Source organism: Pseudomonas hunanensis (genome assembly GCF_013393325.1).
In the GTDB taxonomy this organism is placed as follows: Bacteria; Pseudomonadota; Gammaproteobacteria; order Pseudomonadales; family Pseudomonadaceae; genus Aquipseudomonas; species Aquipseudomonas putida_P.
Genome location: NZ_QJRC01000091.1, coordinates 14563 through 39365 on the forward strand (window position 1 = coordinate 14563; position 24803 = coordinate 39365).

19 protein-coding genes are annotated in these 24803 nt (G+C 63.7%); 4 read left to right on the forward strand and 15 right to left on the reverse strand.

The features are described from left to right. Positions 1 to 46 precede the first annotated feature (46 nt). The 3 genes from DM807_RS14575 to DM807_RS14585 all read right to left on the reverse strand — a co-directional run bounded on the left by DM807_RS14575 (position 47) and on the right by DM807_RS14585 (position 3999). Entirely contained in the window at positions 47 to 2449 is a 2403-nt protein-coding gene (locus tag DM807_RS14575) for a TonB-dependent siderophore receptor (RefSeq protein WP_179027487.1), read from the reverse strand. Between the two features lie 99 nt (positions 2450 to 2548). After that, positions 2549 to 3496: a FecR domain-containing protein gene (locus DM807_RS14580; RefSeq protein ID WP_179027488.1), complete on the reverse strand. Its 948-nt coding sequence runs from the start codon at positions 3494 to 3496 to the stop codon at positions 2549 to 2551. After that, positions 3493 to 3999 carry a sigma-70 family RNA polymerase sigma factor gene (locus DM807_RS14585; RefSeq protein ID WP_060514813.1) on the reverse strand — a complete coding sequence of 169 codons (507 nt, stop codon included), beginning with the start codon at positions 3997 to 3999 and terminating at the stop codon, positions 3493 to 3495. The genes DM807_RS14580 and DM807_RS14585 overlap by 4 nt, the downstream gene beginning before the upstream one ends. 118 nt (positions 4000 to 4117) lie before the next feature. Here DM807_RS14585 and DM807_RS14590 point away from each other — a divergent pair, with 118 nt between their 5' ends. Continuing rightward, complete coding sequence (locus DM807_RS14590) at positions 4118 to 5830, forward strand: SulP family inorganic anion transporter (protein WP_179027489.1); 1713 nt, start codon at positions 4118 to 4120, stop codon at positions 5828 to 5830. Positions 5831 to 5838: 8 nt separating this feature from the next. Here DM807_RS14590 and DM807_RS14595 read toward each other — a convergent pair whose 3' ends face one another. The 11 genes from DM807_RS14595 to DM807_RS14645 form a co-directional block, all read right to left on the reverse strand. Then, positions 5839 to 6855, reverse strand: a complete 1017-nt coding sequence (locus tag DM807_RS14595) for a DUF2955 domain-containing protein (protein WP_012270467.1) — start codon at positions 6853 to 6855, stop codon at positions 5839 to 5841. Next, a complete protein-coding gene (locus DM807_RS14600) occupies positions 6845 to 7942 on the reverse strand; it encodes an HlyD family secretion protein (protein WP_012270466.1) in 1098 nt (365 codons plus the stop codon). The genes DM807_RS14595 and DM807_RS14600 overlap by 11 nt, the downstream gene beginning before the upstream one ends. Then, positions 7939 to 9453, reverse strand: coding sequence for an efflux transporter outer membrane subunit (locus DM807_RS14605; RefSeq protein WP_060514805.1), 1515 nt, complete (start codon positions 9451 to 9453; stop codon positions 7939 to 7941). The genes DM807_RS14600 and DM807_RS14605 overlap by 4 nt, the downstream gene beginning before the upstream one ends. A 3-nt stretch (positions 9454 to 9456) precedes the next feature. After that, complete coding sequence (locus DM807_RS14610) at positions 9457 to 10554, reverse strand: AI-2E family transporter (protein WP_060514804.1); 1098 nt, start codon at positions 10552 to 10554, stop codon at positions 9457 to 9459. A 40-nt stretch (positions 10555 to 10594) separates the two neighbouring features. Beyond that, a complete protein-coding gene (locus DM807_RS14615; protein ID WP_012270463.1) occupies positions 10595 to 11791 on the reverse strand; it encodes a monovalent cation:proton antiporter-2 (CPA2) family protein in 1197 nt (398 codons plus the stop codon). A 36-nt stretch (positions 11792 to 11827) separates the two neighbouring features. Beyond that, entirely contained in the window at positions 11828 to 12646 is an 819-nt protein-coding gene (gene ppk2, locus DM807_RS14620; protein WP_012270462.1) for a polyphosphate kinase 2, read from the reverse strand. Positions 12647 to 12754: 108 nt separating this feature from the next. Then, a complete protein-coding gene (ycaC, locus tag DM807_RS14625) occupies positions 12755 to 13375 on the reverse strand; it encodes an isochorismate family cysteine hydrolase YcaC (RefSeq protein WP_012270461.1) in 621 nt (206 codons plus the stop codon). A gap of 102 nt (positions 13376 to 13477) precedes the next feature. Continuing rightward, positions 13478 to 14497 (reverse strand): transporter, encoded by a 1020-nt coding sequence (locus tag DM807_RS14630; protein ID WP_012270460.1) that lies wholly within the window; start codon positions 14495 to 14497, stop codon positions 13478 to 13480. Between the two features lie 109 nt (positions 14498 to 14606). Then, positions 14607 to 17027 (reverse strand): TonB-dependent siderophore receptor, encoded by a 2421-nt coding sequence (locus DM807_RS14635; protein WP_012270459.1) that lies wholly within the window; start codon positions 17025 to 17027, stop codon positions 14607 to 14609. Between the two features lie 140 nt (positions 17028 to 17167). Continuing rightward, positions 17168 to 18112: a FecR domain-containing protein gene (locus tag DM807_RS14640; RefSeq protein WP_012270458.1), complete on the reverse strand. Its 945-nt coding sequence runs from the start codon at positions 18110 to 18112 to the stop codon at positions 17168 to 17170. Next, positions 18109 to 18612 carry a sigma-70 family RNA polymerase sigma factor gene (locus DM807_RS14645; protein ID WP_012270457.1) on the reverse strand — a complete coding sequence of 168 codons (504 nt, stop codon included), beginning with the start codon at positions 18610 to 18612 and terminating at the stop codon, positions 18109 to 18111. The genes DM807_RS14640 and DM807_RS14645 overlap by 4 nt, the downstream gene beginning before the upstream one ends. Positions 18613 to 18812: 200 nt before the next feature. Between DM807_RS14645 and DM807_RS14650 the strand changes: the two genes are divergently transcribed. From DM807_RS14650 to DM807_RS14660, 3 genes are all read left to right on the forward strand, one after another. Continuing rightward, complete coding sequence (locus DM807_RS14650) at positions 18813 to 19202, forward strand: YybH family protein (RefSeq protein WP_012270456.1); 390 nt, start codon at positions 18813 to 18815, stop codon at positions 19200 to 19202. 91 nt (positions 19203 to 19293) lie between these two features. After that, complete coding sequence (locus DM807_RS14655) at positions 19294 to 20793, forward strand: purine-cytosine permease family protein (protein ID WP_060514801.1); 1500 nt, start codon at positions 19294 to 19296, stop codon at positions 20791 to 20793. Positions 20794 to 20806: 13 nt separating this feature from the next. Then, a complete protein-coding gene (locus DM807_RS14660; RefSeq protein ID WP_179027490.1) occupies positions 20807 to 22237 on the forward strand; it encodes an aldehyde dehydrogenase family protein in 1431 nt (476 codons plus the stop codon). A gap of 106 nt (positions 22238 to 22343) precedes the next feature. Here DM807_RS14660 and DM807_RS14665 read toward each other — a convergent pair whose 3' ends face one another. Then, positions 22344 to 24755: a DUF3772 domain-containing protein gene (locus DM807_RS14665; protein WP_060492874.1), complete on the reverse strand. Its 2412-nt coding sequence runs from the start codon at positions 24753 to 24755 to the stop codon at positions 22344 to 22346. Positions 24756 to 24803 lie beyond the last annotated feature (48 nt).

The following is a 24803-nucleotide window of genomic DNA, read 5'->3' on the forward strand; positions in this document are numbered from 1 at the left end:
GCCCCCGGATGGGCTGGGTGATCGCAGGGCAATCACCCTTAGAACGTCAGAAATCCCCACGCAAGGTCAGCATGTAGCTACGCGGCGCGCCGTAAGTAGTGCCGCGGGTCCAGTAACCGGTCGAGTCGAAATACTTGCGGTCCAGCAGGTTCTCCACGTCCACGCCCACCGTCCAGTGCTGGTCGAGCTTGTACGCCGCCCGTGCATCGAACACCGCCCGGCCGCTGTTGCTCACGCCATTGTAAGCGTCGTAGTAATGGGACTGGGCCGACACACCACCGCCGACACTGAGGCGGTTCCACTCACCCGGCAGGGTGTAGTTGGTGTTCACCCGCAGCAGATGCTTGGGCGTTTGTGCCGAGATCGGCCCGCCAGTCTCCGACTGCGTGGTGTTGAAGGTATAACCCGCCGCCACCTGCAAGCCCGGCAGCAACTCACCGCTGGCCTCTGCCTCGAAGCCCTTGCTGCGGCTGATGCCATCGCTGTTCACGTAACAACGGCCTGCAACGTCTGTGGGACAGTTGCCATCATTGGCATAGTCGCGAGCGGCGACGTCCTCCTGTTCGATATAGAACAGCGCAAAGGACAGGTTCAGACGCTTGTCGAACAACTCGCCCTTGATGCCGGTTTCGTAGTTGGAACCGATAGCGGGGTCAAGCATCTTGCCACCCGCACTGCGGTAACTGGCCTGGGGCATGAAGATATCGGCATAGCTGGCGTACAGAGACCAGTTGTTGTTCAGGTCGTAGATGGCACCAACGAAAGGCGTGAACTCGTGCTTCTGTTCATTGGTGCTTTTCAGCCCGCCACTCCAGGCCTCGGTCTTGTACCAACTCAGGCGCCCGCCCAGTACCAGGCTGAGGTCCTCGGTCATGTGCAGGCGGGCATTGAGGTAGGTGCCGTAACGGGTATCGAAGGTGTCTTCCTTGTAGTCCCATCCCTGTCGCGAAGGTTCTGGGACAATGCTGTGGTCCGGGTCGAACACATTGAGCGGGATGGGGCTGTCGAGCTTTACCGTGGCGTCCTTGTCATTCATCTTGCGCCGGGACCAGTTGGCCCCCAGCGACAGCTGATGGCTCAGGCCAAACGCTTCGAACTCGCCGTCCAGGTGGCCGTCCACCGCGTTGGCGGTGACATCGAACTTGTGAAAGCTGGTGTCGTTGATCATCGGCCCAGTGGGGCTGCCGTACTCCAGCGTGTCCTCTGCGCTCCATTCGATGGCGCTGCGGTTGTAACTGCTTTCGGAGTGCGACAGCGCCAGCTTGCCGCTCCAGTTGTCGGTGAAACGGTGATTGAGGTCGGCGAACACTTCGTCGGTGCGGGTCTGCAGCGTGGCCCAGTCCTGGCCCAGGAAGGTGGAACGCTTGAGGTGCGGGTTGCTGCCATCCGGGTTGTTCGGCAAGCCCAGCACGCTGTAGCCGTCAATGCGCGAAGTCTGCCGGCGCAAACCCAAAGCAACGGTAGTGGCGTCGCTCAGGTCGCCTTCGACTATGCCGTACAGCAACGGCCGCTTGGACTTGCTGACATCGGTGAAGTAACCACGGTCCTCGTAGGACGCCACCACGCGGCCGCGCAGAGAACCTTGCGGGTTCAGCCTGCCACTGGCGTCCAGGTCCAGCCGGTAATTGTCCCAGGAGCCGGCACGGGTGGTCACGGAGAAACGTGGCTCCGACGTCGGGCGCTTACGCACCAGGTTGACCGCACCGCCTGGGTTGCCCGCCCCTACCAACAGGCCCGAGGCGCCTCGCAGTACCTCGACACGGTCGAACACCGCCATGTCGGGGATCATCCAGCCGGTGTAGGCGTAGGCCTGCCCGGCCACGCCGTCGACCATGTAACTGTCGTCGGTGATGTCGAAACCCCGGGAGCTGAAGTGATGGTTGCCGTAGCCACGGTTGGCGCGGGTAATGCCTGTGGTCTGGGCCATCACCTGGTCCAGTGAGACCAGGTTCTTGTCGTCCATCAGTTTGCGCGTAACCACGGTCACCGACTGCGGTGTACGGCGCAGCGACTGAGGGGTCTTGCCGATCGTCACGGCGCCGGTGGTGTACGAGCCAGAACCCTCGGTGGTTTCGCCCAGCCCCACGCTGTTGATGTTGGTAGCACCCAGTTCCAGCGCGCCCTTGGCGTCCACCGTCGGCACCACACTGAAGGTGCCGCTGCCAGTGACGATCAGTTGCAGGCCGCTGCCCACCAGCGCAAGCTGCACGGCTTGCAAGGCACTCATCTCACCCTGGATCGCGGGGGCCTGCTTGCCGACGACCAGAGCCGGGTCCAGCGACATCACCTGCCCACCTTGGCGGGCGATGGTGTTGAGGGTTTGCGCCAGGCTGGCGGCCGGCAGGTCGAAACGCTGCAGCTGTTGCTGCGCAGATCCTTGCGCCTGGACGACGGCCGTTGGTGCGGTTGCCAGCGCGATGGCAAGGGCGAGGGGCCAAGGTTTGAACACGTGGATACTCCTGAATTTTTGCTGTTGTCAGGAGAGAGGTGGGACGAGCAAGAAAAACCGGACACGAATGATAAAAATTTTCATTCGAAAGCAGCCCGCTCAGCGCGCTTCGATCAAGGTCAGCCAGGCACCGTAGCGTTTCACGCTGATCGGCATCGTCTCTTCAAGGGCAGCCAAGGTGCGCTCGCTGTCATCCAGCGGGAACACCCCCTGTACCCGCAGGTTGCGCACCTGCGGGCTGACACGGACGAACCCCGGGCGATACGGGCGCAAGGCATCGATAACCAACGCCAGGGGCTCGTCCAGCACACTGAGGTGACCTTGCACCCAGTCGGCGCGGTAGGCCTGCCCCGCCGTCAGTGGCTCGATGCGCTGCGCATGCAACAACGCTGCCTGACCCTCTGCCAAGTCCAGCTCGGTACCATTGGGCAACGAAGCGCGCACGGCGTGCTCCAGCACCACCACGCGGGTGGCGTCGGCCAGTTGCTCAACCAGAAAACGCGTACCCAGTGCGCGCACATCACCTTGCGCGCTACGCACGATGAACGGACGGCTCGGGTCTGCAGCCACCTGCACCACCAGCCCTCCCCTGCGCAAGCGCACCAGCCGACGGCCGCCGGAGAAGGCGAGGTCGACCGCACTGTCGGCATTCAATGTCAGCCGGCTGCCATCAGCCAACGTCAAGCTGCGACGTTCGCCGGTGCCTGTACGCAAATCGGCCGTCAATGCCTGGCCGGTATCGCTGCTGGCGGCGAACCACAAACTGCCACCCAGCACAGAAAGCCCGGCCATTGCCCGCAACACATCGCGCCGACCGACTTCCGGCTGCAGCAAGGTATCGCGCAAAGCGCCAGGAGCTCGGCGCACAACCTCGAAGTGCTCGCCCAAGCCACGCTGCAATTGCTCCCAGGCATGGACGTTGGCCGGGTCATCACCCAGCCACTGCTGAAAAAGCGCCTGTTGCCGGGCATCGTCTCGCCCGGAGCGCAGGCGCACCATCCACGCGACTGCCTGTTCGGCGGCAGGGTTCAATACGCGCCGGCTCATGCTTGCGCCCCGCTCAGGTAACACTGGCGCAAGGCCTGGGTCATGTAGCGACCAACCGTACGTTCGGATACGCCCAGGCGCCGACCAATTTCCGCATAGGCCAGGCCATCGAGCTGGCTCATGAGAAACGCCTTCTTCACCACCAGCGGCAGCCCTGCCAGGCTGCGGTCGATGGCGTGCAGGGCTTCCAGCAGCAGGTGGGTTTCTTCCGGCGAGGGCGCCAGCGTTTCAGGCAGCAGCATCAGCCGCTCCAGGTAGGCCTGCTCCAGGCGTCGGCGGCGATGGCGGTCGGAAATCAGTCGCCTGGCAATGGTCGAGAGGTAGGCGCGCGGCTGCTCGATGGCCGCTGGGTCGACCCGTGCGGCAAGCAGCTGGCAGAAGGTTTCGGCAGCCGTGTCCTCGGCGTCTGGGCGGTTGCTCAGTTGCCGTTGCACATGCCGCAGCAACCAGCGGTGGTGATCGCTGAAAAACAAACCCAGCTTGCTGGTGTGGGATGCGGACACGGGCAGGACCAAAAGCTAATGAGAATTTATCGCATTTTATAGGCGAGACGCGGGAAGCGCTACCCGGCGCCAACACCTATTCTGTGATTGAGCCCCCTCCTTCTCCAGAGCCCGCACCATGCCCCACCCCACACGCTTCGACTGGCAACGCTGGCTGCCCGGCCTCGTCACCCTGCTCCACTACAAAGCGGCCTGGTTACCCAAGGACATCGCCGCCGGCCTGGTGCTCACCACCATGCTGGTACCCGTGGGCATCGCCTACGCCGAAGCGTCCGGCGTCCCCGGTATCTATGGGCTGTACGCCACCATCATCCCGCTGCTGGCCTATGCCCTGTTCGGCCCCAGCCGCATCCTGGTGCTGGGGCCGGACTCGGCGCTGGCCGCGCCGATCCTGGCAGTGGTGGTGCAGTACGCTGCCAGCGACCCGCAGCGGGCGATCGCAATCGCCAGCATGATGGCGCTGGTCGCCGGGGCGTTCTGTGTGGTTGCCGGGCTGCTGCGCCTGGGCTTTATCACCGAGCTGCTGTCCAAGCCGATCCGCTACGGCTACATGAACGGCATCGCCCTCACCGTATTGATCAGCCAGTTGCCCAAGCTGTTCGGCCTCAAAGTCGACAGTGAGGGGCCCTTGCGCGACCTTTGGCACTTGGGCCAGGCGCTGTTCGCCGGCCAGGGGCACTGGCCAAGCTTCGTCGTGGGCGCCGGTAGCCTGGTGCTGATCCTGCTGCTCAAACCGTTCAAGCGCCTGCCAGGCATCTTGATCGCCGTGGTGTTGGCGACGCTGGCAGTAAGCCTGTTCAACCTCGACCAAATGGGCGTCAAGGTACTCGGGCAATTGCCCCAGGGCCTGCCCACCTTCGTCTTCCCCTGGGTAACCGACATCGACCTGGTCGAGGTGATACTGGGCGGGGTTGCCGTGGCGCTGGTGTCGTTCGCCGACACCAGCGTACTGTCACGCTCTTATGCCGCACGCCTGAAAATGCCGGTAAACCCCAACCAGGAGATGTTCGGCCTGGGCGTGGCCAACCTGGCTTCGGGGCTGTTCCAAGGCATCCCGATCAGCAGCAGTTCGTCACGCACACCGGTGGCCGAAGCCGCCGGCTCGCAGACCCAGCTCACCGGCATCATCGGCGCGCTGGCAGTAACCCTGTTGCTGCTGGTAGCGCCCAATCTGATGCAGCACCTGCCCAACAGCGCGCTGGCTGCGGTGGTCATTGCCGCTGCGCTGGGGCTGTTCGAGTTCGCCGACCTCAAGCGTATTTTCCGCATGCAGCAGTGGGAATTCTGGCTGTCGATCACCTGCTTTGTCGGTGTGGCGGTGTTCGGCGCCATTCCCGGTATCTGCATTGCCGTGGCGGTGTCGGTGATCGAGTTCCTGTGGGACGGCTGGCGGCCGCACCACGCGGTGCTCGGGCGTGCCGATGGGCTGCGTGGTTACCATGACGTGCAGCGTTATCCACAGGCCCGGCGTATTCCGGGGCTGGTGCTGCTGCGCTGGGACGCGCCGCTGTTCTTTGCCAATGCCGAGCAGTTCCAGAGCACAGTGATGGCGGCGGTGGACGCGTCGCCGACGCCGGTGCAGCGGCTGATAATTGCGGCGGAACCGGTGACCAGTATCGACATCACCTCGGCGGACATGCTGGCCGAGCTGGACCGAGCGCTGGAGGCACGGGGGGTGGAGTTGCAGTTTGCCGAAATGAAGGACCCGGTGAAGGACAAGATGCGGCGATTCGGGTTGTTCGAGCATATGGGAGAGAGGGCTTTTCACCCTACAGTGGGCGCGGCAGTGGATGCCTATCTGGAAGAGAGTGGGGTCGATTGGCAGCCCTGACAGAGGAACTAAACAGCCCGTACCCGAAGCCGAAACCGGTCAATCCAGATAAGCATGGCACTGGCATACACCGACACCGCCAGAAACAGTGCCATGCGCACGGCAAAGGCGCGGTAAACGTCCTGCCCGCCGGCACTGTCCTGCACCGACTGCCCTAACAGGATCAGCATTGTCGTCAGGCAGCTCACCCAATAAGCCGGGCTCTGCCGGTTCGACACGGCCTGGTACAGCCGTCGCGCCTGCCAGAGCGCGAACAGCAGTACCCACAGGAAGAACATCCACAGGTGCACGTACAGGCTCAACGCCCCCCACAACACTATCGCCAACACCCCAGCAAGCAAGGTTGAACCGATCAGCTCTCGGCTGGCGTGCCGCGCACGGGTTTCGCCGGCCTGCTGCCCAACGCTCACGGCTTTCATGATCAGTGGCATGTACTGGTCCGGCGCGATCAACGCCAGGAGAAAGGCCGGCATCACGATCAGTGTGGCCCGCAGCGCCACCCAGCTGACATGCTCGCTGGCCAGCAGCGCCGCCGCCGGTTGTGCCGGCGCATCGGCTGGCTCGGGAAACAGCACATGCGCCACTGTCGTGCCCAGCACCGCCAGCAGCATGCCCTTGGCCAGCGCTTCGACTACCGAAAGCGCCAATGTGAAATCGCTGGTGCCGGCAGCAGCAATCATGGTCAGGCCGACCACCAGCAGGTTGGCCAGCAGGCCGTTGCCCCCCTTCAACGCATAGCGCAATGTCAGGAAAACCCCCACCCCCACCAGCAACACGCCAGCCGTTGGGGCATGGCGCAACAGCGGAATAAGCAGCAGACCGCTGCCGCAACTTAGCAGCACCAGCAGCGCCAGGGCCGGCGCCGCACGCAGGGGCAGTGGCTGACTGCGCATGGCGAGCAGCAATACTGCAAACACAGGTGCCAGGATCGGCACCGGCAAGCCGATACCAAAGCTCACTGCCAGGCACAGTGCCACGCCCCAGGCCAGGCGCAGGGCGCGCAGGCGGCGCAGCTCAATAGGCATATGACAGCCAGCTCATCAGCCACATGAACAACCGGCCCAGCAGGTTCAGGGGGTTACCTTCGCCGGGCAAGGCCATGACCTCGGCCTGGCCACCGACCCGCAGCACGGTCTTGTCCTGAAGCTGGTCGCGCTCCAGCTCGACGATCACCGGGAAGCGCTGCGCCGAACGCAGCCACTCGCGGCTGTTCTGCACGGTCGGCAGCGTACCCGGCGCTGCAGGCTGGCCCACGCTCACACCGTAGCCAATGCTGCGTATACGCCCCTTCAACACAGTGCCGGGCAGCGCGTCGAGCACCACCAGCACCGGCGTGTCGGGGCGCAGCCGACCGAGGTTGTTCTCGGTCATGTCGGCACTTATCCACACGTCATGAATACTGATCAGGGTCATCATCGGGCTGCCCGCCCCGACATAGTGGCCAACGTCGGTGCGCAAGTCGGTGATCAACCCGTTCGCATCAGCGCGTACCACGGTACGGGCAAGGTCCAGGCGGGCCTTTTCCACGTTGGCCGCTGCACTGCGCAGCTGGGCATTGTCCTCCTGTGCACCGCCCTGCTGTTCACGGGCGCGCACCACTTCAGCACGGGCCGCCGCCACTTGGCTTATGGCCTGGTCACGGGTGGCCTGTGCGCCTTCCAGGCGGCGCACCGATACCGTGCCGGGGTCTTCGTCAATCAGCCGCTTGAGGCGTTCTGCGTCCTGCCGCGCCTTGCGCTCATTGGCCTGGGCCGCCACGAGCGCAGCCTGAGCGGAGTCGATGCCAGCGGTACTGGCGCCGATCTGCCGGCGCACGGTATCGAGATCGGCTTCGGCGCGGGCCAAGGCAATGCGGTACTGTTCTTGGTCGAGTTCGAACAGCACATCGCCCTGGCGCACTTCCTGGTTGTTGCCGACGGCCACACGCTTGATCTGCCCGGCCACTTCGGCGGCCACCGGCACCACGTAGGCCTGCAGGCGTGCCTGCTGGGTGTATGGCGTGAAGCGGTCCGCCAGCAGGTACCAAAGCAGGCTCACGGCAATTAGCAACAGCACCCAGCGCATACCGCGATCAGGGGCTGACGGGGGCGGCGCTGGCCTGGTGTCGCTCATTCGGTTTCACCTTGTGCATGTGCGCTGGAGGCTGGCACGTCGAGCAGCTCGCCCCAGTCGGTGCGTTGCTGCATGTGCTGGCGGGTGGCCGGGTCGATCGGCGCGCGGCGGGTGTCCCAGCCTCCGCCCAGGGCCTTGTACAACGTCACCAGGCTGCTGACCGCGTTGCCACGGCTGACCAGGTAACCATCCTGTTGCTGCAACAGCAGTTGCTGGGCATCGAGCACCCGCTGGAAGTCGGCGAAGCCTTCGCGGTACTGCGAGCTGGCCAGGGTCAGCGAGCGTTGCGCCGCCTGGGAAGCCTGGTCGCGAATGGTTGCACTTTGCAGCGAGCGCACCAGACCGCTGGCAGCGTCGTCGGCTTCACGGGCGGCTTCGCGCACACCCTGGTGGTACAGCTCGATCAGTTGCTGCAAGCGGGCATCTTCCACCCGCACGGCATTTTTGCGCCGGCCGTAGTCGAACGGGTTCCAGATCAGGCTCGGCCCTGCCGCCAGGTCGAAAGTGTTGGGCAGGTGACTGGCCGAAAGAAAGGTCCAGCCGATACTGCCAAGCAGGCTCAGTTGTGGATAAAGATCGGCCTCGGCCACCCCGACCAGCGCCGACTGCGCCGCCACTGCCTGCTCGGCGGCGCGAATGTCTGGCCGGCGCTGCAGCAGGTTGGCAGGCACGTCCTGCAATATTGCGCGCTCTGGCAGCGGCAGCTGGCCATGACCGGCCTGCAACTGCGGCAGCGGCCCGGGCGGGCGGCCCAGCAATGAGCACAACACATTGCGCAGGGCGTTGAGCTGATTCTCGAATTCAGGGATGGTGGCCAGGGTCGCCAGGTATTGAGTACGCGCCTGCTGCCAGTCGAGTTCGTCATGTTCGCCGTGGCGGAAAAGCCGCTCGGTGATCTCCAGGCTACGCGCCTGGCGCTTGGCGTTCTCTTGCGCGATATCCAGCCGCGCCTCGGCGGTACGCAGGGCAAAGTAAGTGTCGGCCACTTGTGCACGCAGCAACAACATGGCGTCGGCGTAGTTGGCCTGGGAGGCGAAGTAGAGGGCATCTGCGCTTTCGATGGCGCGACTGAAGCGGCCCCAGAAGTCGATCTCCCAGCCAATGTCGAAGCCGACGCTGGATTGCCAGAACACCGAATCACGGGCGGTGGCAGTACCGGACTGGTTCTGCTTCAGGTACAGGCTCTGCGCGCTCAGTTGCTGCAGCTGTGGATAACGCCCGGTCTGCACGATGGCCAATTGCGCACGAGCTTCAGCGATACGCAGGCCAGCCACGCGCAGGTTGGTGTTGTTGGCGTCGGCCTCGGCAATCAGCGCGTCCAGCATCGGGTCGGCAAACACCGCCCACCACTGGCGCAGGTCAGGGGTGGTGGCGCTACGCCCTGCCTGTTCCAGCATGGGTGTGCTCCAGCCGTCCAGCCACGGGGCCTGGGGCTTTTCGAAATCGGGGCCGACCTGGGTGCAACCAGCCAGCAGCATCAGCAACCCCAGGCCATAGCAGCAGTTGGGCATGGCTCAGGCGGCGGGGGGTGCCGGTTGCTCCGGCACCTGCAGCGCAACCCATTGCCAGAACAACACGTAGGTCACGCCTAGGATTACCGGGCCAATGAACAACCCGATGATGCCTTTGACCACCATGCCGCCCAGTGCCCCAATCAGCACCACCGGCATCGGCACATCGACCCCGCGCCCCAGCAGCATCGGTTTGAGCACGTTGTCGGCAAGGCCGGCGACGAAGGTGTAGACGGCAAAAACGATGGCCGCCACCGTGAAGCCTTCGGTGTTGAATACATAAATGATTACCGGCACCGTGACCAACGTGGCCGGGGCTTGGGCAATCCCAAGCATGAGGATGACGATGGCCAGCATCCCTGCCCCTGGTACGCCTTTGATGACGAAACCGACACCGATCAACAGCATTTGGATGAACGCAATGCCGATCACGCCTTGCGCCACCGCGCGAATGGTAGCGGTGCACAGCGTGGCCAAGGGCTTACCGCGCTCTTCGCCCGAAACCCGCATGGCAATACGCTGCGCTGCGACTTCACCGCGTTCACCGAAGGCCATGATGACCCCGGAAATGATGATCGCGCCGATGAACAGCAGGAAGGCCCCACCGGCACTGGCCGCAGCGCCCAGTACGGTAAGCCCGGCACCCTTGATCTGGGGCATCCACTGATTCAGTACACTGGCCATGTTTTCGGAGGCCGCCAACCACAGCGCATGCACCTTCGGCCCGATCAGTGGCCAGCTCGCCACGGAGTCAGGTGGGACCGGCACGCTCCAGGCACCGCTCTTGAGCAAGGTCACCAGGCTGTCCACCGATTCACCAATGGACATCACGACCAGGTAGATCGGCACCAACAGCACCACCAGTACCAGCAGCACCACCAGCGTCGCCGCATAGCCTTGCTTGAGCCCAGTGCGGCGCTGGATACGGCAATGCAACGGGTACAACGTGACCGCCAGGATCACCGCCCACAGCATCAATTCCAGGAACGGTTGGAATACCTGGAAGGAGAAGATCACCAAGGCTGCCACCAGGCCGGCCTTGATGAGTACATCGAGCAAGCCCCGCGACAGGGCGCTGTCCAGCTTGAAACTCGACTGCATGATCCACCTCCCGACATTCAATGCACCAGCCAGGCGCAATTCACTGGCCCGTTTCAGGGGATACCTGCACGGGGCTGTCGTCGCGTAGCTGCCGCGCCAAGGCCATCATTACCAAGGGCACCACGGCCATCGACAAGGTGATGGCCAGTACCAGCAGGTCGTGCACCTGCTGGGTGAGGACCTGATGGTCCAGCGCCAGCTTGAACACCACGAAGGCGAACTCGCCCCCCGAGGCCAGCACTACGCCCAGGCAGAGCGCCTGTGCCTTGTTGAGCCCACCGAGCGTGCGCCCCAGGCCATACAACAAGGGCAGCTTGATGGCGACCAGCAGCAAGGTGAGCCCCAACACCATCAGCGGCATGCCGAACAGCAGGCGCAGGTCGGCACTCATGCCCACGCCAACGAAGAACAGCCCCAGCAGCAGGCCTTTGATTGGCTCGATCTGGGTTTCCAGTTCGTGGCGAAAGGGCGACTCGGCCATCAGCACGCCGGCCAGAAAGGCCCCCAGCGCCATCGAAACACCCACGTGCTCCATCAACCAGGCGGTGCCCAGCACCACCAGCAAAGCCGTGGCGGTCGACAGCTCAGGCAGACCCGACCCCACCGTCCACTTGAATACCGGGGTCAACAGATAACGGCCAAAAACAATCAGCACACCAATGCCAACAGCCACGGCCAGCAACGGCCAGGCACCTTCGTCGGCGGTGCTGACATCACCACCGAGCAACGGCACCACAGCAATCAGGGGAATGGCGGCAATGTCCTGGAACAGCAGAATGGCCACGGCCAGACGGCCGTGAGGCTTGCCCAGGTCCTTGCGTTCGGCCAGGACCTGCAAGCCAAAGGCGGTGGACGACAGCGCCAGGCCCAGGCCCAGCACGATGGCAGCGGCCCTGGATTGGTCGAACACCCCATACGCCAGCAGCCCAAGCAGCACGGCGGTAAGCCCCACCTGCAAGCTGCCGACGCCAAACAGCGCCCGGCGCATGGTCCACAGACGCCGTGGGGACAGCTCCAGGCCAATCACGAACAGCAACATGACCACGCCCATTTCCGACAGCCGCGCCACGTTGTCCGGGTTGCCGAGCAGCCCAAGCACCGACGGGCCAATCAGGATACCCGCCAACAGATAACCCGGTACCGCCCCCATTTTCAGACGTTGCGCCAGCGGTACCAGAAGCACCACGGCCAACAGGAACACCACCGTCGCCTGCAGCAGACTGCCGTCATGAGGCATGAGCTCGTACCTTCGCAGCTTCCCGTAGGAAGGGGTTCAGAAGCGTTCTTCGACGACCTTGAACGGGTAGGCCACAGCCTTGTACTTGCCGATCTTGCCGCGTTTGGGCAGCTTCACCAGCTGCTCGCGGGTGATGTCTTTGTAGGGAATACGGCTGAGCAGATGGCTGATGATGTTCAGCCGAGCGCGACGTTTGTCGTTGGAGTGCGCCATGAACCACGGCGCCCAAGCGGTATCCGAGGCCTGGAACATGTCGTCACGCGCCTGGGTATAGTCATCCCAGCGGGTGTACGACTTGAGGTCCATCGGCGACAGCTTCCACAGTTTGCGGCCGTCGGTGATGCGATCCTGCAAGCGCCGGGTTTGCTCTTCGGCGCTGACTTCAAGCCAGTACTTGATGAGGATGATCCCCGACTCGACCATGACCTTTTCAAACACCGGCACACCGGTCAGGAACTTATCCACTTGCTCATCGGAGCAGAAGCCCATTACCCGCTCCACCCCTGCGCGGTTGTACCAACTGCGATCGAAGATCACCACTTCGCCTGCCGCAGGCAAGTGGCCCAGGTAGCGCTGCAGGTACATCTGGGATTTTTCCCGTTCGGTCGGCGCCGGCAGCGCCACCACACGAAACACCCGCGGGCTGACGCGCTCGGTAATGGCCTTGATGGTGCCGCCCTTGCCGGCGCCATCGCGGCCTTCGAAGACAATGCATACCTTCAAGCCCTTGGCCACCACCCACTCCTGCAGCTTCACCAGCTCTACATGCAGGTTCCTGAGCGCTTTTTCGTAGGCCTTGCCGCCCAGTTTTTCTGGCTGTTCCTGGGTGGGTTTCTTCCTGGACGGCTTCGACATGACACTCTCCTGAAGGCGAATGAAGAGTCAGTATGGTCGATTCATGACGGTTTGCCGCTTCGCTTGCAGATTGATGCGGGGGCTGCCGTGCAGCCCCGCCGGGTGGCGCTATTTGGCCAGCTTGTTGTAACTGGTCATCAAGTTGCGGTAGTCGGGGATATGGTTGGAGAACAGGGTACCCAGCCCCTCGATGTCATTGCGCCAGTCACGGTGCAGCTCGCAGGCCACGCCGAACCAGGTCATCAGCTGCGCCCCCGCAGCCTCCATGCGCCGCCAGGCCGAATCTCGGGTCAGTTCGTTGAAGGTGCCTGATGCATCGGTGACAACGAATACTTCGAAGCCCTCCTCCAGTGCCGACAAGGCCGGGAAGGCCACACACACTTCAGTGACGACACCGGCGATCAGCAACTGCTTCTTGCCGGTGGCTTTGACTGCTTTGACGAAGTCTTCGTTGTCCCAGGCGTTGATGTTGCCGGGGCGTGCAATGTAGGGGGCGTTGGGGAACTGCTCTTTCAGTTCCGGCACCAGCGGGCCGTTGGGGCCGGTCTCGAAGCTGGTGGTAAGGATGGTCGGCAGCTTGAAGTACTTGGCCAGGTCCGAGAGGGCCAGCACATTGTTCTTGAAGCGGTCGGGGTCGATGTCCCTTACCAGCGAGAGCAGGCCGGTCTGGTGGTCGACCAGCAGCACGGCGGCGTTGTTCTTGTCCAGACGCTTGTATTGGAAGCTCACGGTGGATCTCCTTGCTTCAGCGGGTTGGGAGTATCAGCGTAGGCAAGGATGAAGGGTGGGAGCGACCGTCAGTCGGTTCGCCTGTTCTGTGCCTGCCCAGTTTTAGTATTCCCGGCGCTTGCGAAACGCCCAGCGCCCAACCAGCACGGTGAAGGTCGCCACCAGGGCAACCAGCACCCAGAAGCCATGGGGGTTTTCCGCCAGCGGCACGCCACCCACGTTCATGCCGAAGAAGCCCGCGATGATGTTGATCGGCAGCGCCAGCACCGTTACCACGGTCAGGGTGAACAAAGTGCGGTTGGTCTGTTCGTTGACCTTGGCGGCGATTTCTTCCTGCAGCAGCTTGATCCGCTCGCCCAGGGCGGTGAGGTCGCTGATCACCAGGGTGAACTCTTCAGTGGCGGCACGCAGTTGGCGTATGTCCTGTTCCTTCAGCCACTCCGGCGGGCGGTTGAGCAAGCGCAACAGCGCCCCCGGCTCCAGCGCCAGCAGGCGCTGCAAGCGCACCAGAACCCGGCGCATGCTGCCCAGCTCGGCACGGTTGTCGCTTAGGCGCTGGGACAGCAACTGGTCTTCGATGCGATCGACGCTGGTGGTGGTTTCACGCACGATCTGGGTCAGCACATCGCCCTGGTCACGCAGCAGGTGGACCAACAGTTCGATGGACGAATGAAAACGCTCACCCTGCTTGACCGACGAACGCAGCTTGTCCACCGAGTGCAACGGCTGCAGTCGCGCACTCACCAGCAACTGGCTGCTGGCACAGGCCCACAGCGTGGAAATGTCCGACGACACCAGGCCGAAGTTGAACACCACATCGTTGACCACTGCCAGCAGTGCTGAGTCGGCGTGCTCGATGCGGGTCGAGCGGGAACCTTCGCGCAGCGTTTCGAAGAAAGCGTCGGGCAACTGCAGGTGGGTGCGCAGCCAGCGCTCGCAGGCGGCGTGGGCCAGGTTCAGGTGCACCCAGAGAAACTCGCCGGGCTCCAGCGGCTGGCCGAGCGTGTGCAACAACTGCGTCGAATCGATTTCGCGCCCTGGCTGGCCGGGGCGGAAAGCGAAGGCGTAGAGCAAGCCGAACAGGTCGTGGTCCTGTGGCAGGTGCAGCGCGGGATGGCCCATTCGAACTCGCAATGAGGCACGGGGAGATGGCAGAAATGTTGCTGAATATTCGTTGCAGCCAGATGACAGCAACCTTCAGCGGCACTGCCCGCTCCCACAGGGTCGGTGTCTACCAGCGATAGGTGGCCGTGCCCAGCACTGTGCGACCATTGCCGTAGATACAGCGGGTAGCGTCATAGCATCCCGCCACATACTCTTTGTCGGCCAGGTTGCTGGCGTTTACCGCAAACCGCCACGGCCCGGTTTCGTAATGCACGGCGGCATCGAGCAAGGTATAGGCCGGCACGTTCAGCGAGTTGTCCGGTGCCCCCGGATTGCGACCGGTGTAGCGCACCCCTGCGCCGAAACCCAGGCCCTTGAGCAAGCCATCGTGCAAGGTGTAGTCAGCCCATACCGAGGCCAGGTTGCGCGGTGTCGGGATGCTGATGGGCGTCTTGCCATCGGTCTCGTCGTTGGCCTTGGTCACCTTCACGTCCTGGTAGGTATAGGTGGCGATCAAGTTGAGCTCGTTGCTCAGGCTGGCCACCCCTTCCAACTCGATGCCACGCGAGCGCACCTGCCCCGTCTGTACCTTGTCATTGGGGTTGCCTGGCGCAGTGGTCAGCACGTTGTCCTGGGTAATCTCGAAGACAGCGGCAGTCAGCGAGCTGTTCGAGCCCGGTGGCTGGTACTTGATACCCGCTTCGTATTGCTTGGCTTCGGTGGGCTCGAATGGCTGATTGTTGGCATCGGTGCCAGGGTTTGGCGTGAAACCTTCGCTGTAGCTCAGGTAGGGTGCCAGGCCGTTGTCGGCCAGATACACCAGGCCAACCCGGCCACTGAACGCCTCGTCACGGGTATGTATTTCGGGATCGGAACCGGCATCGGTCCAGTTTCGGGTTTGCGATGTGGCCCAGTCATAGCGACCACCCAGGGTCAGTACCCAATGGTCGTCGAAGTGCAATTGGTCTTGCAGGTACAACCCGGTTTGTCGGCTGGTCTGATGGCTGTAGCTCCAGGTGTCCGGAGTGAACTGGCTTGGGTCGACCGGGCCATAGTCCGTGCCGCCATACAGGTCGACAGGGGTGGTCAGGACGTAGGCCTGCGGGTCAGAGGTTTGCTGACGCTGCCAATCCACACCGATCAGCAGGGTATGGCGGATGTCGCCAGTACTGAAGTCGGCCTGGGCCTGGTTATCCACAGCCCAGCGGCTGTACTTGGGGTTCTCGATGCCGGCGTAGCGTAACAGTGTGCGCTCGTCACCACCTTCCATGCCGTAGTAGGCGGTAGTGCCAACACCAAAGACCATGTTGTCATTCAGGTCCAGATGCGAATAACGCAGGTTCTGGCGCAGCTGCCAGACGTCGTTCAGGCGCGTTTCGAATTCGTAGCCGAGGCTGTACTGGGTCTTCTCGTACTTGGAGAAGTGCTTGTCGCCGGTGAAGGTATCGCGACCGATCTTGCCGTAGGGCGAGTGGGACAAAGTACCAACTGCCGGCAGGAAGTTGTCCTGGGCGTTGGAATCGTCCGCCAGGTAATTGCCCATTACGGTCAGCCGGGTCTCTTCCGACGGCTGCCAGGTCAGGGCGGCGGAGAGTGCCTGGCGCTTGTCCTCCCAAGGGGTGTCGCGAATGTTGGCTTCATGGCCGATGGCCGTTATGCGGTAGCTCCAAACGCCCTCGTCATCCAACGCGCCGGTGCTGTCGAAGCCCAGCTGTCGGCGCGCGTCAGTGCCGTACTGGGCCTGGATTTCGTGGCTGCTGACCGTGCTCGGGCGCTTGGATACCTGGTTGATCACCCCACCGGGGTCGCCCTGCCCATACAAGACGCCTGCCGGACCACGCAGCACTTCGACACGTTCGAGCATGTAGGGGTCGACCATCCAGCTGGCCAGGTTGATGGTGGTCGGCAGTTGCAGGCCGTCTAGATAGGTCGTCGGCGAGAAGCCGCGTACGACCGTGTACCAGTCGGAGCGGTTGTTGGCGCCGTAGGAAGACACGCCCGGGGTGTAACGCAGGGCCTCATTGACCGACTGCACGCCTTGAGCCTCCATGCGTTCACGGGTTACCACCGAAATTGACTGCGGGGTCTCATGGATAGGCGTGTCGGTCTTGGTTGCAGTGACACTGCGCTTGGCCACGTAGCTGCCCACCGGCCCCAGCGGGTTCTCTTCGCCTAGGGCGGAAATGGTCTGTGCCTGCAAGGTGACCGCCCCTTGGCTCGTCGCACGTACCAGGCGCCAGCTGCCATCGCTGCTGGCTTCGGCGGCCAAGTCAGTGTTGCCGAGCAGGGAAGCGAAGCCTACGTCGATCGGGTAATCACCTGACAGGCCGCGGCTGCTCAGGCCACGTGTGAGTGCCGGGTCGAAACTCAGCAACACGCCGGCCTGGCGGGCATAGGCGTTGAGGGCACCTTCCAGGCTACCGGCCGGGACTTCGACGTGGTGGCTTGGCGCAGCCTGCGCCAGGCTGCCAATGGGCAGGCTGACACTCAGGCCCAGCAGGGCGATACGCAGGGCGCGAGCAAGCGGGGTGTGCGGGGACGACGCCATGGGGTTTCCTTGTGGTCATGAGCGGAATTGCAAGGAGGCCGAGCCACGGCGAAAAAACTGCAAAAAAAAAGAAAATAGTTTCTGTGAGATGTGCATGAACGTTTTCGCGGGCATGCCCGCGAAGGGGCTCACGCGCTTTGTCAGGCCGGCTCCAGGGTCACCCACCAGCGGGTCAAGTACCGCGTTCGCACAGGCAAAGTACGGCCCAATGCCGCCAGCGCCCGGTCCGGCTCGTCCAGCGGAAACACCCCGGAAATCAGCAAGTCCGCTACCGCAGGGTCACAGCGCAACACCCCGTTGCGATAACGCCCGAGCTCGGCACACAGGCGGGCCAAAGGCCACTGCCGAACGACCAGATACCCGTCGCGCCAAGCCAGTGCGTCACGGTCCAATGGCTGGGTCGCAAATACCCTTTGCCGGTTGAAACGCACCTGCTCCCCCGCGCGTATAACGGCTGCAGATTGCAGCAAGGTACCCGGCCGCACCGCAACGGCCCCCTCCTCCACGGCCAGCAACGCACTCTCGTCATTCAGCCGCACCGAGAAACCGGTCCCGAGTGCCTGCAAGGTCCCCAAGGGGGTTTCAACCCAGAATGGCCGTTCGGCCCCTTGCTTGCCGGTCTGGATCATCACCTCGCCAGCCAGCAGATTTATACGCCGCTGCTGGCTGTCGAATGCCAGGTCCAACGCGCTACCACTGTTCATCTGCAGCCAGCCGCCATCCGGCAGTTGCAGGCGCCTGCGCTCACCCATGGCAGTGCGCTGCCCTGCCAGCCAGGGCGAGCCGCGCATCCCCAGGCTGGCACTACCGACCACGGCTGAGCCGCCCAATAGCAACGCCAGCCCTTTGAGTACCGTGCGTCGATCGCGGTAACGCAGGGCCTGGCTTGCCTGGGGTGGCGGCATCGCCCCCAGGCGCCCGTCGAACACCGCCAGCCGTTGCCAGGCCTGCTCATGGCTTGGGTGCAAACCGCGCCAACGCTGGCAGGCTTCCAGTTCTTCGACCTGGGCCAGCCCCGAGGCCAGGCGCACGCGCCAGCCGATGGCCTGCGCCACCACTTGCTCAGTCGGTTCCGATGCGCTCACGAATACAGCACCCGGTAGCAATGGCCGAACGCCTGGGTCATGTACTGCTGCACCGAACTGAGCGAGAGGCCCAGCTGTTCGGCAATTTGTGGATAAGTCAGCCCGTCCAGCTGCGACAGCAGGAACGCGCTACGCACCTTGGGCTTCAGCCCATCGAGCATCCGGTCGATTTCCACCAGGGTTTCCAGCACCAGCACCCGCGCTTCGGCTGACGGAGCTTCCGGCTCAGGCAGCGCCGCGAGGCTGTCGAGCCAGGCCCGTTCCAGGCTCAGCCGGCGGTAATGGTCCACCACCAGCCCCTTGGCGACGGTGGCCAGAAATGCGCGTGGCTCGCGCAGGCCATTCAAGGTGTCACGCCCCAGCAGGCGAAGGAACGTGTCCTGGGCCAGGTCGGCAGCCTGGTGCTGGCACTCCAGGCGCTTGAACAGCCAACCACGCAGCCAGGAGTGATGGCCACGGTAAAGCTCGCCGACTTGAGCGTTGTGGGGCAGCGACGACACGGGAGTACCTCGAGGCAGGGTTACGCGAGGGTGTTAATGGGAAGCAGTATTATTTACAAGTGCGCGCATTTCAAGAGACTTGCCCATGGCCATCACTTCACAAATTCCTGAACTGATTATTTGCCGTCAGCGATTTGTCCCCTCGCCAACCACCACCAGAATCGCTTCACCATAATCACAAAAACCGTGAGGCCACTCCCGTGGACCAGACACTCCAGGTGCGCCAAGCCGCCGCCGACCTCGTTGCCGCGTTCGCCAGCAACGACACCGCCCGCTATTTCGCCTGTTTCAGCGAAGACGCCACATTCCTGTTCCACACCTTGCCACAGCCGCTGCTGTCGCGCCGCGCCTACGAAGACCTTTGGGCCCAGTGGCAGGCCGAAGGCTTTGCCGTGCTCGCCTGCGAGTCGAGCAACGCTCAGGTAAGCCTGCAAGGTGACGTGGCGATCTTCATGCACGATGTGGCCACGCATATCCGTATCGCCGGTGAAGAACACCGCTTGAGCGAACGCGAGACTATTGTCTTTCGCCGCCAGGCCGACCAGTGGTTGGCCTGTCACGAGCACCTGTCGGTCGTAACGCCGGCCTGATCACCTTTACGCGGCACTGCCGCCCTGCCATCGCACCCACAAGAAGGCCCGCGCACTGCGCAGGCTACAACAACCGCGCTGGAGCACCACCATGAGCCACTCGACCGGTATCGAGACCAACGGCGTCGAACAGATCCCCGCCGATCAACGCGACGCCTCCCCACTAGACCTGTTCCGCCTGATCTTCGGCGGTGCCAATACCTTCGCTACCGCCGTGCTGGGCAGTTTCCCGGTGCTGTTCGGGCTGTCGTTCCAGGCGGGTGTGTGGGCCATTCTGCTTGGCGTTGGCGTCGGTGCGCTGATCCTTGCACCAATGGGGTTGTTCGGCGCGCTCAACGGCACCAACAACGCCGTTTCGTCAGGCGCGCACTTTGGCGTGCACGGGCGTATCGTCGGCTCGTTCCTGTCACTGCTCACGGCGGTGGCGTTCTTCTCGCTGTCGGTTTGGAGCTCGGGGGATGCCCTGGTCGGCGGAGCCAAGCGCCTGGCCGGCCTGCCGGAAACCGACCTGACCCTGGGCCTGGCCTACGGCTTGTTCGCGGTGCTGGTACTGGTGGTATGCATCTTCGGCTTCCGCTTCATGTTGTGGGTCAACAAGATTGCCGTGTGGGCTTCAAGCCTGCTGTTCCTGTTGGGCATCGTCGCCTTTGCCGGCCCGTTCGATGCGGGTTATGCAGGCAGCGTCAACCTTGGCCAGGCAGGCTTCTGGGCGGCGTTCGTCGGCGCAGCGATCCTGGCCATGAGCAACCCGGTGTCGTTTGGCGCCTTCCTGGGCGACTGGTCGCGCTACATCCCGCGTGAGACGCCCAAGGCACGCATCATGCTGGCAGTGATCGCGGCACAGGGCGCAACGCTGATTCCGTTCCTGTTCGGCCTGTGTACCGCCACCCTGGTTGCCACCCAGGCACCGGACTACATCGCCGCCAACAACTATGTGGGCGGCCTGCTGGCGGTAGCGCCAAGTTGGTTCTTCCTGCCGGTGTGCCTGATTGCGGTGATCGGCGGCATGTCCACCGGCACCACCGCGCTGTATGGCACGGGCCTGGACATGTCCAGCGTGTTCCCCCGCTTGCTCAGCCGTGCCGGCGCCACGCTGCTGATCGGCGTGCTGGCAATCGGCTTCATCTTCGTTGGCCGCTTCACCTTCAACCTGGTGCAGAGCGTGTCGACCTTTGCCGTGCTGATCATTACCTGCACAAGCCCGTGGATGGTGATCATGATCCTTGGCCTGATTACTCGCCGCGGCTTCTACCACGCCGATGACCTGCAGGTGTTCACCCGCGGCCAGCGTGGTGGCCACTACTGGTTCCTGCACGGCTGGAACTGGCGCGGCATGGGGGCGTGGATCCCCAGCGCGGCGGTCGGCCTGTGCTTCGTCAACCTGCCGGGGCAGTTCGTCGGCCCGCTGGGCGACCTGGCCGGTGGCATCGACCTGAGCCTGCCAGTCACCCTGGGGCTGGCTGGCGTGCTGTACCTGCTGCTGCTCAACCTGTTCCCTGAACCTGCCGGCGTGTATGGCCCCCAGGGCCCGCGTTGGGTGCGCTGCAAAAGCACCGCGCGCACGCCTGTGACCACTGCCGAAATGGCCTGACTGGAAACCAACCATGACCACTTCCCACTATATCGCCGGCCGTTGGGTCGAAGGCCAGGGCAGCGACTGCATCAGCGTCAACGACCCTGCGCTGGGGCAACCGTTCGCCGAACTGATGGCCGCCAGCGTGGCCCAGGTCGATCAGGCCGTAGCCGCTGCCCGCAGCGCTCTGCCCGCCTGGAAAAACACCAGCGCCAGCGAACGCGCAACCTTCCTGCGTGGCTTTGCCAAACAGCTCGGGCAGCGCCGTGAAGCGCTGATCACCTTGCAGATGCGCAACAACGGCAAACCCCGTCACGAGGCCGAAATCGACCTGGATGACGCCATCGCCACCTTCGGCTACTACGCCGAACTGGCCGAGCAACTGCCGTCGAAAAACCGTGACGTGCCGCTGGCCGCACCCGGTTTTACCGCCCGTACCCGCCTGGAGCCGGTGGGCGTGGTCGGCCTGATCGTGCCGTGGAACTTCCCGCTGGTTACCAGTGCCTGGAAGCTCGCCCCGGCCCTGGCTGCCGGCTGCACCGTGGTGCTCAAACCGTCGGAGGTCACCCCGCTGATCGAGCAGGCCTACGGCCAGCTCGCCGACGCCCTGGGCCTGCCGGCCGGCGTGCTGAACATTGTCAACGGCAAGGCCGAGACTGGCGCCGCGCTCAGCAACCATAACGGCCTGGACAAGCTGTCGTTCACCGGCAGCAACAGCGTCGGCAGCCAGGTAATGCGTAGCGCGTCGGCGCAGTGCCGGCCGGTGACACTGGAGCTGGGCGGCAAGTCAGCCATCGTGGTGTTCGACGATTGCGACATCGACCAGGCGGTGGAGTGGATTGTTGCCGGCATCAGCTGGAACGCCGGGCAGATGTGTTCGGCCACTTCACGGCTGCTGGTCCAGGACGGCATTGCCGATGCGCTGTTGCCGCGCTTGCAGGCGGCACTGGAAAACCTGCGGGTGGGCAACCCATTGACCGAAGAGGTCGACATGGGCCCGCTGACCAGCCAGGCGCAGTGGCTGAAGGTGGCCAGCTACTTTGCCACGGCGCGGGAAGAAGGTTTGCAGTGCCTGGCCGGCGGCAAGGCTTTGGACCGTGATGGCTGGTTCGTCAGCCCCACGCTGTATGCCGACGTGCCGAAAGACAGCCGCCTGTGGACCGAGGAAATCTTTGGCCCAGTGCTGTGCGCACGGCGCTTTGCTACAGAGGAACAGGCGATTGCCGAAGCCAACGACAGCCGCTTCGGGCTGGTAGCCACCGTCTGCTCCGCTGACCTGGAGCGTGCCGAGCGCGTGGCCGATGCGCTGGAGGTTGGCCACGTATGGATCAACTCTGTGCAGGCAGTGTTCGTCGAAACCTCGTGGGGCGGTACCAAGGGCAGCGGGATCGGCCGCGAGCTGGGGCCTTGGGGGTTGTCGGCGTACCAATCGGTCAAGCATGTGACGCGCTGCCTCGGCTAACATCGCAAGGCGCCGCTCCCCCAGCAAGTGTGCAGCCCTTCAGCATGCGCGGTACCTGTGGGAGCGGCCTTGTGCCGCGATAGGGCTGCAGAGCAGCCCCCGGCATTCACACCGATTCGTCAGCGGGGCGCACACCCTCTTGCACCAGTACCATGCTCTGTGGCGAAGACAGGGGAATACCTTCGTCACGCAGGCGCCCAAGAATGGTGAACAGCAGGTCGCTGCGGGTGCCTGACACCTGCCGCGGCCCGGCCACGTAGCCGCTGACGCCAATCACCATGCCACTGGTCGTCAGGTCCTTGAACGACACCGAAGAAGCCGGCGCATCCAGAATCGCCTCATGCTCGTGGTAGGCCGCCAGCAGCAGCTCACGCACCTGGTTGGCATCGGTCTCCAGCGGCAGTGTCAAGGTAATGCTGACCACACCCAGCGCATTGCCCATGGTCACGTTGCGCACGTTCTGCGAGATGAACTGCGAGTTGGGCACGATCACCGTTGAACGGTCTGACATCTGGATTTCGGTGGCGCGCACGTTGATGCGGCGGATATCGCCCTCGACACCCGCCAGGCTCACCCAATCACCCACCTTCACCGGGCGCTCGGTCAACAGGATCAGGCCGGAGATAAAGTTCTGCACAATCTGCTGCAGGCCGAAACCGATACCGACCGACAGCGCACTGACCACCCAGGTCAGGCTGGTGAGATTGATGCGCAAGGTCGACATCACCAGCATGGCCAGGAACAGGAAACCCAGGTAACCCACCAGGGTCACCAGCGAGGCCCGCATGCCGGCGTCCATGTCGGTTTCCGGCAGCAGGCGATCGCTCAGCCAGCGCTTGACCACACGGATGGCGAACAGGCCACCCAAGAAAATCGCCAGGGCCAGCAGGATGTCCTGCGGCACGATATTCAGGTTGCCGAGCAGCTTGCCGCCGGTGCCGTCCCAATCGCCCAGGCTCAGCAGCAGTTCGCTGGGGCTGGTGCCCGATGGCATCAACACCAGCAACAGCGCCAGGAACAGCACGATGGTGCGGCCGATGCCAGCCAGGATGGTGCTGGCTTGCGCCTGGTGACGAGGTGCCAGGCCCAGGGTCGAGGCCAGCGCCAGGCCTCCGGGCTGGCGTGGCGACAGCAGGGTTTCGCACAGGTCGCCGAAGAAGGTGGTCAGCAAGTAGGCACAAGTGACCACCAGGCTGACCCACAGCAACTTGGCAGTGAGGAAATAGGCAAGCGTCAGGTAGCCGGTGAGCAGTGCCAGCAGGATCAACGCCAGCCAGATGACCATCACGAACGGGATCAGCCCAGCCAGGCCCGTCGGGCGCTCCAGTTCATGCTTGCGCAGGGTGTGGCGATAACGCAGCAACGCGCCGGCAAAGATGAACGCCACTACCAGTGCGGTCAGCCCGTTGACGGCCACCGTCAGCGCCAGGCTGGCGCCGATCACACTGTTCATGCGCTCCATGGTCATCATGACCATCAGGGCCAATGCCAGTACCTTCGGGAACCAGCCCAGCGCGCTGGCAACTTCGTCATGGATCGGCGGCAGCCGCCAGGACGGCCGCTGCAGCATCAGCATGGCGCGGCCCAGGCCGGTGATGAAGGCACTGAACACGACCAGGGCGAGAATGTGGTTGGTCAGGCTGGCGATATCCGAACCCAACTCTGCACTGCTTTCCAGCCCCCAGCGCAGCAACGAAACAGAACCGGCGATGGTACCCAAGGTTGCCAGGCTGACACCAAGGGCCAAAGCGCTGCGGCGCAGGCGCCCTTCGGGCAGCCAGCCGACCATGGCACTGGCCAGCAAGCGCTCGAGCACGCGGCGCACCAAGGTCCATACCAGAATCGCCGCCACCAGGCTGGTAATGAACAGCCAGCGGTGATCGGCGCTGAAGGCGCTGTTGATGGCATCGGCTGCCTCGCCGCGCAGGTCGCGCAGGCGCGCCACGTCGTCCTGGGTGGGGCGGATGATGCTCTGCCAGAACGCCGGGCTCAGTGGCGAAGCGGCACGGCTGGTGATCTGCGAGTTGAACTGGCTGCGGCGCAGGTTGACGATTTGCGTGGACAGGTCGCGGGCCGACTGGGTCAGCTTGATGGCCTGGTCCTGCTGGGCTACCAGCGCCTTTTTCTCAGCCTCCAGCTCTTTGCGCTGCTGGGTCAGAGTGAGTGCCTCGTCCGGCTGGGCCGGGCCGATGACCTTCAGCTTGTCGTCGAGTTTTCCCACATCGGCAGTGCGCTGTGCACTCAATGCATCGGCCTGACGCTGAACCTGCATGGCTGCAAGACGCAGTTGCGACAGCAGGTCGTCGTTGGCCTCGCTGGTGACGCCCTGACGGATCTGGTCCAGGCGGTCGTTCAGCTGTTCAAGGCTGGCGTTTTCGTCCAGTGCTGGCGCTTCGGCAGCCGCCAAATTGGACAATGGCGTGGCCGGGGCCGACCACGCCGGGCTGGCGAGCACCAGCATAAAGGCCAGCAGGGCCATCAGGCCTGGGCAACTACGGGCAAGGCTGACACGCCTCATCGAATATTCCTCTTTACAATTCGATTTGGCGGGGGATTCTACGCGGCT